Raw genomic sequence first — 13,260 nt, forward strand, 5'->3', positions numbered from 1 at the left:
TATCAACCACGTTTTTATGCCTGCCCCAGTTCTCATCATCCAGACCGGCGATGCCAATCCCACCCTCAAGGACAGTTATGGCGGCTATGCGCAGCAGATCGGCTGCGCGGCCGGGCTGTGCCAGAGCGAACTGCAGGTCGTGACCGTCTACGAGGGCCAGCGCCCATCCTGCCCGCGCAGCTATCGGGCGGTCTTCATCACCGGGTCGCCGGCCATGGTGACCGACAAGGAAGACTGGAGCGAACGCACCGCCGAATGGCTGCGCGAAGCCGCCGAGCTGGATACGCCGATGTTCGGCATCTGCTACGGCCACCAGCTGCTCACCCACGCCTTCGGCGGCGAAGTCGGCTACAACCCGGCAGGACGGGCCGCCGGCACCATGCACGTCAAGACCCTGGAATGCTGCCGCGAGGATGAACTGCTGGGCGTGCTGCCCCCCGAGTTCCCGGCCCACATGCTGCACATGCAGTCGGTCTTGCGCCCGCCGCCGGAGGCCATCGTCATGGCGCGCTCGCCGATGGACCCGCATCATGTGATCAAGCACAAGCACAACGTCTATTCGACCCAGTTCCACCCGGAGTTCTCGCCCGAATTCGTGCGCGCCCACCTGCATTACTACGCCGACATCTATCGCGGCTGCGGCATCGACGCCCAGGCGCTGTGCGAGAAGGTCAGCGACACGCCCCAGTCCACCGGACTGCTGCGGCGTTTCCTGGCCTTGCATGCGCGTCACTGAAGGCGCTCTCCCATGACAGACAGCCCCCGTCGCCAGACCTGGCGCGCGGGGGCTGTTGGTTTTGTACGGGCGACGACTTACTTCAGGCCCAGCAGCGGCTTCAGCGCCGGCCAGACATTATCCAGCAGGCGTGGCTGCGCCTGCTCATTGGGATGGATGCGGTCGGCCTGGAACAGCGACAAGTCCGCCGCGATGCCTTCCATGAAGAAGGGCACCAGCGCCACCTTGTTGGTCTTGGCCAGATCCTGGTACATGGCGCTGAAGCGGCGCGTGTAGTCCGGCCCGTAGTTGGGCGGGATCTGCATGCCTACCAGCAGCACCTTGGCCTGCTGCTGTCGCGCCAGATCGATCATGGCCTGCAGGTTGTCCTGGCTGGTCTTCAGCGGCAGGCCGCGCAGGGCGTCGTTGCTACCCAGTTCGATCACCAGCACGTCAGGCTTGTGCTGACTCATCAGGGCCGGCAAGCGGTTCTTGCCGCCGATGGTGGTGTCGCCGCTGATGCTGGCGTTGACCACGGCGGTGGCCAGCTTGTGTTGCTGCAAGCGTTGCTGCAGCAGGGCGGTCCAGCCTGTGCCGCGCTCCAGGCCGTACTCGGCCGAGAGGCTGTCACCGAGCACGAGCAGGGTTTTTGGGGCAGAATAAGCGCTCGTCGCCGCCAGCACCAGGGCGACGCCCGCCAGCAGCCGCCACAGCCACATCGCCACTGTATGGCGCACTGCACCCGTTGCCGACCCTCTTGCCCGATTGCCCTGCATGCCTGTTTCCGCTACCGCTGTTGCCGCCGCCATTCCAGCCATTGAAGTCCTTCAGTTGTCCAAACACGTTGCCGATGCATCGGCCCCAGCGGGCCGCCTGACCATCCTCGATGGCATCGATTTTACCGTGGCCGCTGGCACCACGGTGGCCATCGTGGGAGCTTCCGGTTCCGGCAAATCGACGCTGCTGGGCTTGCTGGCTGGACTGGATACGCCCAGCGACGGTTCCGTGCGGCTCGATGGGGAAGATATCTATGCGCTTGACGAGGATGGCCGCGCGCTGCTGCGCAAGCGCAAGCTGGGTTTCGTGTTCCAGTCCTTCCAGTTGCTGGGGCATTTGAATGCGCTGGAAAACGTCATGCTGCCGCTGGAGTTGCGCGGCGACGCCCGCGCTCGTGATAAGGCTACAGAGATGCTGGGCCGGGTCGGCCTGGGCAGCCGTCTGAAGCATTCTCCCAAATACCTTTCCGGCGGCGAGCAGCAGCGCGTGGCGCTGGCGCGCGCCTTCGTCACCGAGCCGCCGCTGCTGCTGGCCGACGAGCCGACCGGCAGCCTGGATGCCGCCACCGGCGAGGCGGTCATCGAGCTGATGTTTGAACTGAACCGCGAGCGCGGCTCCACCCTGGTCCTGGTCACCCACGACAATGCCATGGCGGCGCGCTGCCAGCGCACTATCACTATCGCCGCTGGCCGGCTGGCCTAGGTCGCCTGAGCCGGGTTCAGACCGATTCCATCGGATCGGCTGGCGGCAGCGGGTGGGCGCGCTTGTGCTCGATGTAGGCAATGCCGACGCCGCTGGCGCAGATGATGGCGATGCCCAGCACCGTGATGCGGTCGGGGAATTGCCCGAACACCAGCCAGCCCATGCCGCAGGCCGAGATGATCTGGGCATAGAAGAAGGGCGTCAGCACGGAAGCTTCGGCGTGCCGGTAGGCGCTGTTCTGCAGGAAGTGGCCGATGGTGCTGGTGATGCCGGTAGAGACCAGGATTGCCAGTTCCACCGCCGTCGGGGTATGGCTGGTCCAGAAGAAGGGTACCAGGAGCGTAGAGACCACGCTGCCTACCAGGGCGCCGTAGAACAGCGTCACCATGGGATTGTCGGCCTGGCTGGCCTTGCGGTTGAGGATGGAGAGCAGGGCCTGGGTAAAGGCCGAGATCAGCCCGAGCGCCACGCCGTAGGGCGGGATGTCGCCACTGGGACGGATCACGATGAGCATGCCCGTAAAGCCCACCAGCACCGCGATCCAGCGTGACAGATAGCTGCGCTCGCCCAGCAGCCAGGGCGAGATCGCCAGCACGATCAGTGGCGCGCAGAAATTCATGGCCGTGCCCTCGGCCAGCGGCACGATCTTCAATACCGAAAAGAAAATCAGCGTCGAGCCCAGCAGCAATGCACCACGCCCCAGTTGCAGGCCGAGCCGGTTCGTCTGCAGGATGCTGCGCCCATGGCGGCGCCGGTACAGCGGCGCCAGTGTGGCGGCCATGAAGAACAGGTTGATGGTATAGCGCATCCAGGCAATCATGACCACGTGATAGCCGGCCAGGGCCAGCAGCTTGCCGGCGGTATCCAGCAGCGACAGGGTCCAGAGCCCCGAGATCAGGAACAGGATGCCCAGCTTATGGGTGCGGGCGATGGGCAGTTGCGACAGGACGGCGCTGGACATGGTCTCGGATGATCTGGTTGAACACGGCTCTGATGGCCGGGATGAATTCGCTGGCGGTGAGGCCTACCGGGCCCACGCCGCTGGCCACCAGCTGGTCGGCCGCCGCTCCGTGGATCCAGGTAGCGGCCAGGGCGGCGGTGCGGGTGGGCCAGCCTTGCGCCAGCAGCGCCCCGCATAGCCCGGAGAGCACATCGCCGGTGCCGGCGGTGGACAGGGCAGGGTTGCCGCTGGGATTGATGGCGATCTCGCCATCGGGGAAGGCGATCACCGTTCCCGCGCCCTTGAGCACGGCAATGGCGTTGAACTGGCGGGCTAGCTGGCGCGCTGCGTGCGGACGGTCTTGCTGGACTTGCTGGGTGGTGCTGTCGAGCAGCCGCGCCGCTTCCAGGGGATGCGGGGTGATGATGGTCTTGGCCGCCGCGCCAGCCTGGCTGCGCCGGTGCAGCTTGTGCTGCAGGGAGGGTTCGGCCGAAATCAGGTTCAGGGCGTCGGCGTCGACCACGATCTCGGCTTCGCTGTCCAGGGCGCGCCCCAGGATGTCATGCGCATGGCGCGAGGTGCCCATGCCGGGGCCGACCACCAGCGCCGCGCTGGCGGCGAACTCGACCCGGTCGGCCAGCCGGAACATCAGTTCCGGGTGCTTGTCGTCATAGGCCAGGCCATCATCGACAAAGGCCACATAGACGCGTCCCGCCCCGCCAAAGGCCGCCGTACGGGCCGCCAGCACCGGCGCGCCGGCCATGCCGCGCGCTCCGCCCACCACGATGACGTCGCCATAGCTGCCCTTGTGGCTGTTGTTGGCGCGTGGTTTGAGGGCCGTGGCAAAGCTCTGCGGCCCATTGAGGAAAGCCTGCGTGGGCGCGAAACGCTCGGCGGCGATCTCCAGCGTATCGACCACGATCTGGCCGCTGTGGTCGCTGCCATCGCAGGTGTGCAGGCCGGGCTTGTCGCCGATGAAAGTGAGGGTATGGGTGGCCTGCACGGCGACGCCGTCACGCCCGCCGACGATGCTGCCGGTATCGGCATCCAGACCGCTGGGGACATCGATGGACAGCACCGGGCAGCGCAGGCTGTTGATGTAGTCGATGATCAGGCGCAGGCGCGGGCCGGGCGGACGGGCCAGGCCGATGCCGAACAGCCCGTCGATGACCAGGGCCCAGGCCTGCTGGCGCAGCAGGGCGTCGCCGTGGTCTTCGATGAACTGGATCTCGGCTTCACGCGCACGCGCCAGGGCGCGGCGCGCATCGGGCGGCTGGCGGCTTTCGTCGGCATGCAACTGGACGGTGACTTCGATGCCGGCTTCTTCCAGCAGGCAGGCGGCTTCCAGTGCATCGCCGCCATTGTTGCCAGGGCCTGCCAGCACCAGCACCGAGGGCGAGGAGGCCGTGCTGGAACACAGCATCTGCTGCGCCAGCTCGGCAATGGCCGCGCCGGCGCGCTGCATGAGCGTGTAGGGCGGCAGGGCCGCCAAGGCCTCTTGTTCGATACGGCGGATCTCGGCAACGGTATGGAGCGCGCTCATGATCGTGATCGCTGATGCGTTAGTGTTGCGTGGATGAAGTGAAGCTCAGGCGGGGCAGTGCGTACGCAAGAGCCGTAATTTTAAGTGAAATAGGCTATCTACGCAGGCCCGGTCCGCATGAAAATCAGGCGGCCGCCATGGAGCCGGGCCTCAGCCCAGGACGTCGCGCGGCAGCAGCCCGGCGGTGGGGATCTCGGTCTCTTCGCCGGCCATCATGTCGCTCAGCAGGCGCGCCGATCCTACGCTGGCGGCCCAGCCGGTGACGCCATGGCCGACGTTGACGAAGACGTTGCCCTGGCGCGTCGGGCCCACGACGGGCAGGCCGGTGGGCATCATGGCGATGCTGTTGCTCCAGAAGTGGGCCTGGTTGTAGTTGGCCGCGTTGGGGTAGTAGTCGCCGGCGATCTTGAGCAGGTTGCGCAAGGCCTTCGGGGGCAGGGTCTGCGAAGCCGGCACGAAGCCCAGCAGGCCGCTGATGCGGATGCGGCTGCCCAGGCGGGTCATGGCGACCTTGTAGCTGTCGTCGTAGAGCGCCATGGCGGGGGCGTCGTCGGGATTCTTGACCGGTACCAGGGCCGAGTAGCTCTGTAAGGCGCGCAGCGGCAGGCGGGTATCCAGGGGCTGCAACAGCTCGGCGCTGGCCATGCCGGCGGCCACCACGACGGCGTCCATGGTCAGGTGCGAGGCCAGGTGGGCAGACTGCACCTCCAGCGTGACGCGGCCGCCGAATTCGCTGCGGATGCTGCTCACCGTCGAGTTGAAATGGAAACTGACTCCCAATGCCTGCGCGGCATTGCGCATCTGCTTGGCAAACAGCACGCTGTTGCCGGCAATGTCATTGGGGTAGTAGAGCGCGCCAGCCAGCGCCGCTTCGGAGGAGAAGGCCGGCTCCAGGGCGCGAATCCCCGCCGCATCCAGCGTCAGCTGCTTGTACTCGCATTGGCTGGCCGCTTCCTGCAGGGCGGGCAGGCGCGCCGCCTCGGCGCTCTGGCGGAACAGGTGGAACACGCCGGCGCTGTTCTCGTGTTCCATGTTGTAGTGGGCCTGCAGTTGCTGGGTCAGATCCTGGCCATAGGCGGACAGGCGCGACAGGATCAGCTTGTGTTGGGCAAAATGATGTTGCTGGGCAGTGCGCGTGGCGCGCATCCAGCGGCGGCGGCCGAAGTCGGCGCCGGAGGCCAGCAGCACACGGGGCTCGTCCTGGAAGCGGCAGGCAAAGGTCGCCAGCGCGCCTGGCAGGGTCAGCGGCATGGCCGTACCCGGGGCCAGCAGTCCGGAGTCGCCGAAGGTGGCTTCCTCGGCCACATGCGCGCGGCGTTCGATCACCGCTACTTCATAGCCCTTGGTGGCCAGGAAGTAGGCGCTGCAAATCCCTGAAAGTCCCCCGCCGATGACGGCGATCTGTCGATGTGTGCTGTTCACTCTGTTCGTCTTGGAAGCGGCGCGGCCGCTGTGGTCATGGTCATCGCTGCCCCCGCAAGGCTGGCTGCCGCAGCGCCAGCCGGGTTTTTCGATGCGGGCCGAATGATACCGCGAAATTCTGTTGTCGTTGCGCTATTGCCGCAGCACCGCCGCCTGGCTTGCCGTACAAGCTGCCTGCACAAATTGACGTCTAGGAGTGACAACGTCTGGCGCCGCGTCCCCGATGACAGCCTCTTTGGGTGGGGCCACCGGAGGCAGCGTGGAAAGCTCGCTTTGGGCGGGACGTCGGGGCGGGACCACGGTATAATGCGCGCTTTGCCAGCTGACGCGCGCACGATCCATCATTCCGACGACCCCCGGCCTGCACGGTTTTTCCCTTGTGCAATGCGCCATGACGGGTTGGCCGGTGCCGGTGGACCGATCCCTGCCGCGCTGCTGCGACGGTTTTCCCGATTCAAGCTAACTGCCTCGACTCCGCCATGCTGATCCTGCCGGGCTCCAATGCCCTTTCCGCTTTCCGTACCCAACGTCTCCTGACCCAATTGCAAGCTGTGGACGCCGCCATCACCGGCGTGTCCGGCCGCTACCTGCATTTCGTCGATGCCGCCCAGGCCCTGACCCAGGAGGACGAGGCGCGCCTGAATGGCCTCTTGACTTACGGCGACCCCTTCAATGGCAGCGACGACGGCGAGACCTTCGTCGTCATCCCGCGCCTGGGCACCATTTCGCCCTGGGCCAGCAAGGCCACCGACATCGTGCGCAACTGCGGCATGGCGCACATCCATCGCGTCGAACGCGGCATCATCTTCCGCGTGCAGGTCAAGACGGGCCTCCTGGGCGGCGCCAAGAAGCTCAATGAAGCCAGCATCCCCGGCGTGGCCGCGCTGTTGCATGACCGCATGACCGAAACCGTGCTGCGCGATCCCCAGCAGGCCTCGGCCTTGTTCTCCGAACTGCAGGCCAAGCCGCTGGAGTCCGTGGACGTGCTCGGCGGCGGCCGCGCCGCGCTGGAACGCGCCAACACCGAGCTGGGCCTGGCCCTGTCGGATGACGAGATCGATTATCTGGTGGAAGCCTTCACCAAGGCCCAGCGCAATCCGACTGACGTTGAACTGATGATGTTCGCCCAGGCCAACAGCGAACACTGCCGCCACAAGATCTTCAACGCCGACTGGACCGTCGATGGCCAGAAGCAGGACAAGTCGCTGTTCGGCATGATCAAGAACACCCACCAGTTGGCTCCCAAGGGCACCGTGGTGGCCTATTCGGACAACTCCTCCATCATTGAGGGCGCAACCGTCTCGCGCTTCTACCAGCGTGGCGCCACCAAGGGCAACGTGTATGAAGCCTCGGAAGAGCTGACCCACATCCTGATGAAGGTGGAGACCCACAACCACCCGACCGCCATCTCCCCGTTCCCGGGCGCCTCCACCGGCGCCGGCGGCGAGATCCGCGACGAAGGTGCGACCGGTCGCGGCTCCAAGCCCAAGGCCGGCCTGACCGGCTTTACCGTCTCCAACCTGATGGTCACCCACGCCGTGCAACCCTGGGAAAACGCCCGCGATGTCGCCCAGCCGGTCGCCGAGCGCGACGCCCACGCCCAGGGCGGCATCTACGGCAAGCCCGAGCGCATTGCTTCGCCTTTGCAGATCATGATCGACGGCCCGCTGGGTGGCGCCGCCTTCAACAATGAATTCGGCCGTCCCAACCTGGGCGGTTACTTCCGTACCTACGAGCAGAACGTGGGCGGGCAGGTCATGGGCTATCACAAGCCCATCATGATCGCCGGCGGCATGGGCAACATTTCGGCCAAGCACACCAAGAAGAACGACCTGCCGGTCGGCAGCCTGCTGATCCAGCTGGGCGGCCCCGGCATGCGTATCGGCATGGGCGGCGGTGCAGCCTCGTCGATGGCCACCGGCGTGAACGCGGCTGACCTGGACTTCGATTCGGTGCAGCGTGGCAACCCGGAAATGGAACGCCGCGCCCAGGAAGTCATCAACGCCTGCTGGGCGCTGGGTGACGACAACCCCATCCAGTCCATCCACGACGTGGGCGCGGGCGGCCTGTCCAACGCCTTCCCGGAAATCACCAACGATGCCAAGCGCGGCGCCATCTTCGACCTGCGCAAGGTACCCCTGGAAGAAAGCGGCCTGGCCCCGCGCGAGATCTGGAGCAATGAATCCCAGGAACGCTATGTGCTGGCCATCCTGCCGGAACACCTGGAACTGTTCAAATACCTGTGCGAGCGCGAGCGCGCGCCCTTCGCCGTGGTCGGTACCGCCACCGAAGAACGCCAGTTGAAGGTGATCGACCCCGAGCACAACAACAGTCCCGTGGACATGCCCATGGACGTGCTGCTGGGCAAGCCGCCCAAGATGCAACGCGATGTGACGCACGTCGAGAAGCAATTGCCTCCGGTCGACCTGACCGGCATGGATCTGGTGGACGTGGCCCAGCGCGTGTTGCGCCTGCCGGCCGTGGCCGACAAGTCCTTCCTGATCACCATCGGTGACCGCAGCGTCGGCGCCATGACCGTGCGCGACCAGATGGTCGGTCCCTGGCAGGTGCCGGTGGCTGACGTGGCCGTGACCGCCATGGGCCTGGAAGGGTATCTGGGCGAAGCCATGGCTATGGGCGAGCGTACCCCGCTGGCCGTGATCGACGCCCCGGCCTCGGGCCGCATGGCTGTCGGTGAAGCCATCACCAACATCGCCGCCGCACCGATCGCCGAGATCGGTGACATCAAGCTCTCGGCCAACTGGATGGCGGCCTGCGGCCAGCCCGGCCAGGACGCCGCGCTGTTCGATACCGTCAAGGCCGTGGGCATGGAACTGTGCCCGGCGCTGGGCGTGTCCATCCCGGTGGGCAAGGATTCGCTGTCCATGCGCAGCACCTGGAGCGATGAAGAGGGCGCCAAGTCGGTGACCTCGCCGGTATCGCTGATCGTCTCCGGCTTTGCGCCGGTGACCGACGTGCGCCGCGTGCTGACCCCGCAACTGCGCAAGGACAAGGGCGAAACCGTCCTGATCCTGATCGACCTGGGCCGTGGCAAGAATCGCATGGGCGCCTCGGCGCTCACGCAGGTGATGCAGCAGATCGGCAACGAGACCCCGGACGTGGATAGCGCCGACGACCTGAAGGCCTTCTTCAACGCTATCCAGCAACTGAACACCGAAGATCGTCTGCTGGCCTACCACGACCGTTCCGACGGCGGCCTGTATGCGACCCTGGCCGAAATGGCCTTTGCCGGCCATACCGGTATCTCGGTCAACCTCGACATCCTCACCATGGAAGGCGAGCATGCCGCCGACTGGGGCGATTCCAAGAACTGGACCACGCAAGTGGCCGAGCGCCGCAATGAACTGACCTTGCGCGCGCTGTTCAGCGAAGAGCTGGGTGCCGTGATCCAGGTCCCGGCCGAGCAGAAGTCGGACGTCATGAACGTACTGCGCAGCTACAACCTGGGCGCGTGCAGTCACATCATCGGCAAGCCCAATGACCGCGACGTGATCGAATTCATGCGCGACGCCAAGAACATCTACAGCCAGCCGCGCGCCGAGCTGCATCGTGTCTGGAGCGAAACCAGCTGGCGCATTGCCCGCCTGCGCGACAACCCGGCCTGCGCCGATGCCGAATACGATCGCCTGCTGGACGCGACCGATCCCGGCATGACGCCCAAGCTGAGCTTCGACCCGCAGGAAGACATTGCCGCGCCGTACCTGTCGCTGGGCGCAGCCGCCCGTCCCAAGGTGGCGATCCTGCGCGAGCAGGGCGTGAATTCGCACATCGAGACCGCCTACGCCATGCACAAGGCCGGCTTCACTGCGGTGGACGTGCACATGAGCGACCTCATCGCCAATCGCGCCAAGCTGGACGACTTCAAGGGCTTCATCGCCGTGGGCGGCTTCTCCTACGGTGACGTGCTGGGCGCGGGCGAAGGCTGGGCCAAGACGATTCTGTTCAATGCGCAACTGGCCGAGCAGTTCTCGCGCTTCTTCCAGCGCCAGGACACCTTCTCGCTGGGCATCTGCAACGGCTGCCAGATGATGAGCAACCTGAAGTCCATGATCCCGGGTGCGGAAGCCTGGCCCAAGTTCACCCGCAACAAGTCCGAGCAGTTCGAGGCGCGTTTCGTGATGGTGGAAGTGGCCGATTCGCCCTCCATCTTCATGCAGGGCATGGCCGGCACCCAGGCGCCGATCGCTACCGCCCACGGTGAAGGTTTCGCCGACTTCTCGCAGACCGGTGACATCGACAAGGCCATCGTCGCCATGCGTTACGTCGATCATCGCGGCGCGGCCACCGAAGCCTATCCGTTCAACCCGAACGGCTCGCCGCAAGGCATCACCTCGGTGACCACGCCGGACGGCCGCTTCACGGTCCTGATGCCGCACGCCGAGCGCGTATTCCGCACTGTGACGCAGTCCTGGCATCCCGACTCCTGGGGCGAGGATTCGCCGTGGATGCGCATGTTCCGCAATGCCCGCAAGTGGGTGGGTTGATCCTGCGCTGGTAGCTTGCCCGGTTCGCCGGGCGATCATCGAGGCCAACATCCAGGCCCAAACATTCAGGCGAAAAAAAACGCAGTTCCGAATAGGAACTGCGTTTTTTGTTTCTGAATGCCTTAACAGCAGAGACACGCTCCCGGAAGAGCGCGCCTCGTTCAGGCAGATCAGAAGATGTGGCGGATGCCCACGCCGACGGTGGTCAGGCTGTTCTTGCCAGAGGCCGAGTTGGTCAACTCGTACACGGCGGCGTCCTTGGCCTTGTTGTAGTCGATGGTGGTGTACAGCTGGGTGCGCTTGGACAGGGCATAGTCAGCCCAGCCGACCAGGGCGTAACGCTTGCCGTCGCCGACGTTGCCGACCGGAGCGACGTAGGCGACATTCTTGCTACGGTCATAGTAGAACGCGCCGGTCAGGGTCAGAGCATTGGTTGCCTTGTAGCTGGAGCCCAGGAAGAATCCGTTGTCCTTGCGCTGGTTGTTGGCGGCTGCCGCCAAGGTGCCGGCAGAGGTCCACTGGGTGCCGATGTCGCTGTCAGCGGCCATGACCGAGCCAGTGATGCCGCTGTTGTCCTTGATGTTGATCCAGCCGCCGAAGACCTTGGCCGGGCCGAAGTCGTAGGAGGCAGACAGGGTCCACGAGGTGTGCTTGAGGCTGGAATCGGTGCCGCTCACAGTCTGCTGATAACCGCCACCGACGGCGAATGCACCAGCGGTGTAACGCAGCGAGCTGCCGAACTGGCTACCGGTACGCACCGAGCCGGCGGTTTCGCCGAAGCCCCAGCTGACCGACGCCGAGACGGGGCCGAAGTCACCATCGTAGCGCAGCATATTGCTGCGGCGGGCCAGGGTGGCCGCCACGGGCAGCCAGGAGTTGCTGGCGTAGTTGCCCACGGTCAGCGGGTCGAAGTGATCGGCCAGCAGGTCGAACATCGGGGTGTTCTGGCGACCGACGCGAACCTTGCCAAAGCCGCCTTGCAGGCCGACCCACGACTGGCGATTGAACAGCACGCCGGAGTTGCTCATGGCGCCAGTGTCGCTGTTGAAACCGTTTTCCAGCTGGAACATGGCCTTCAGGCCACCGCCCAGGTCTTCCGTACCCTTGAAGCCGATGCGGCTGTTGGCGATGGCGCCGTTATCCATGCGCACATTGCTGTTGCCCTGGGCATTGGCGTTGCTCAGGTAATGGATGCTGGTATCGACGATGCCGTAGATGGTGACGTTGGACTGGGCAAATGCCGCACCGCCGCTGGTCAAGCCAGCTGCCAGCAGCAGCAGGGAACTCTTCTTCATAGGTATTTCTCCTGAAACCACGATGTTGTGTTTGTCATGACGCCATGGAGCGACCTTGTGTGCCCCTCCCCGTCACGTCTTATATTGCTGCACTCCCTTGTTGTTGGATCTGATGGGAAATGCAACCTGTCCCTATTTGGAACAGGGATGAAGAATATCAGAACGACGGTTCGCAAAATGCGCGATTTGGTGCAGAGAAATTCTTTTTTTTATAATTATTTATAGAATAAATTCTCGGTCGAAAAAATCAGTCGGTATATTTTTTATAAAGAAAAATTCTCTCTATGGCCTCTGGCGTGGCTTTCCAGCCGTCCGACGGTGGCGCTCCGAGGCGTCTCGAGGCGTTTTGCGGGCCTTTTTCAGCCATTTTCTTCATCTTCCACAGGCAGGAAGCGTAGCTAAAATGCAACATGCCCGGCAGGCAGGACCTGGCCGGGCATGAAGGTGAAACTTGCAGCGGGGAAGGCGAGACGCCTTCCCGCAGCGCCAAGGGCTTATTGCACCTTGGCCTTGGCGCGCAGTTGTTCCTGGTAAGCCTGCAGCTTCTTCTGTTGCAGCGCTTCAGCGATCTGCGGCTTGACTTCGTCCAGGGTCGGGACCTTGGCCGGACGCACGTCTTCCAGCTTGATCACGTGCCAGCCGAACTGGGTCTGCACCGGAGTCGGGGTGACTTCACCCTTCTTCAGGGCAACCATGGCGTCGGAGAAAGGCTTGACGAACGAGGCTGGGGTCGCCCAGTCCAGGTCGCCGCCATTGGCTGCCGAACCGGTGTCCTTGGACTGCTTGGCCAGGTCTTCGAACTTGGTGCCAGCCTTGAGCTTGGCGATGATGGCTTCGGCGTCTTCCTTCTTGTCCACCAGGATGTGGCGGGCGTGGTATTCCTTGTCGCCGGCCTGGGCCTTGAACTTGTCGTATTCAGCCTTGATGTCGGCGTCCGAGACCGGGTTCTTCTTCAGGTAGTCAGCGATCAGGGCGCGGATGACGATGGACTGGCGGGCCAGTTCCAACTGGTTCTTGACGTCGGAGCTGTTGGCCAGGCCTTGCTTGTCGGCTTCCTGCATCAGGATTTCGCGGTTGATCAGTTCTTCCTTGATGGCGCCGCGCAGCTGCGGGCTGTCAGGCTGGCCTTGCGCAGTCATCTGCTTGACCATCAAATCGGCGCGGGAGGAGGGAATCGCCTTGCCGTTGACCACGGCCAGGTTCTGGGCGAAGGCCGGAATGGAAGCGATTGCGAACAGCAGCACCAGCAGACGAGCAGGTTTGAATGTCATTGTTGAATCCTAGAAAAGAAAGGAATGAATCAAAACGGAGAAGAAAAACAGGAGGGGCTTGATAAGCAGGCGTCGGTCTTTGTTCTTGGT

9 protein-coding genes are annotated in these 13,260 nt (G+C 64.4%); 3 read left to right on the plus strand and 6 right to left on the minus strand.

The features are described 5' to 3' along the window. The first annotated feature begins 16 nt into the window (after positions 1-16). Complete coding sequence (locus BGK68_RS18730; RefSeq protein WP_075258319.1) at positions 17-736, plus strand: glutamine amidotransferase; 720 nt, start codon at positions 17-19, stop codon at positions 734-736. 77 nt (positions 737-813) lie between these two features. Here the strand turns inward: BGK68_RS18730 and BGK68_RS18735 are convergent, their stop codons facing one another. Continuing rightward, positions 814-1,434 carry an arylesterase gene (locus BGK68_RS18735; RefSeq protein ID WP_075258320.1) on the minus strand — a complete coding sequence of 207 codons (621 nt, stop codon included), beginning with the start codon at positions 1,432-1,434 and terminating at the stop codon, positions 814-816. 55 nt (positions 1,435-1,489) lie between these two features. On the opposite strand from BGK68_RS18735, the gene BGK68_RS18740 reads away from it, so the two are divergent. Then, positions 1,490-2,194, plus strand: coding sequence for an ABC transporter ATP-binding protein (locus BGK68_RS18740; protein WP_075258321.1), 705 nt, complete (start codon positions 1,490-1,492; stop codon positions 2,192-2,194). 16 nt (positions 2,195-2,210) lie between these two features. Here the strand turns inward: BGK68_RS18740 and BGK68_RS18745 are convergent, their stop codons facing one another. The 3 genes from BGK68_RS18745 to BGK68_RS18755 form a co-directional block, all read right to left on the minus strand. Next, positions 2,211-3,155, minus strand: coding sequence for a DMT family transporter (locus tag BGK68_RS18745; RefSeq protein ID WP_075258322.1), 945 nt, complete (start codon positions 3,153-3,155; stop codon positions 2,211-2,213). Further along, positions 3,109-4,677, minus strand: a complete 1,569-nt coding sequence (locus BGK68_RS18750) for a bifunctional ADP-dependent NAD(P)H-hydrate dehydratase/NAD(P)H-hydrate epimerase (protein ID WP_075258323.1) — start codon at positions 4,675-4,677, stop codon at positions 3,109-3,111. The genes BGK68_RS18745 and BGK68_RS18750 overlap by 47 nt, the downstream gene beginning before the upstream one ends. A gap of 150 nt (positions 4,678-4,827) precedes the next feature. Beyond that, positions 4,828-6,099: an FAD-dependent oxidoreductase gene (locus tag BGK68_RS18755; protein ID WP_075258324.1), complete on the minus strand. Its 1,272-nt coding sequence runs from the start codon at positions 6,097-6,099 to the stop codon at positions 4,828-4,830. A 479-nt stretch (positions 6,100-6,578) separates the two neighbouring features. On the opposite strand from BGK68_RS18755, the gene purL reads away from it, so the two are divergent. After that, on the plus strand, positions 6,579-10,604 hold the full coding sequence (gene purL / locus BGK68_RS18760) for a phosphoribosylformylglycinamidine synthase (protein ID WP_075258325.1): 4,026 nt from the start codon (positions 6,579-6,581) through the stop codon (positions 10,602-10,604). 170 nt (positions 10,605-10,774) lie between these two features. On the opposite strand, the gene BGK68_RS18765 is transcribed toward purL, so the two are convergent. Together BGK68_RS18765 and BGK68_RS18770 are read right to left on the minus strand one after the other, a co-directional pair. After that, positions 10,775-11,899, minus strand: a complete 1,125-nt coding sequence (locus BGK68_RS18765; RefSeq protein WP_075258326.1) for a porin — start codon at positions 11,897-11,899, stop codon at positions 10,775-10,777. 494 nt (positions 11,900-12,393) lie between these two features. Continuing rightward, positions 12,394-13,170 (minus strand): peptidylprolyl isomerase, encoded by a 777-nt coding sequence (locus tag BGK68_RS18770; RefSeq protein ID WP_075258327.1) that lies wholly within the window; start codon positions 13,168-13,170, stop codon positions 12,394-12,396. Positions 13,171-13,260 lie beyond the last annotated feature (90 nt).

Origin of the sequence: Herbaspirillum camelliae, assembly GCF_001929405.1 — a bacterium.
In the GTDB taxonomy this organism is placed as follows: Bacteria; Pseudomonadota; Gammaproteobacteria; order Burkholderiales; family Burkholderiaceae_D; genus Herbaspirillum; species Herbaspirillum seropedicae.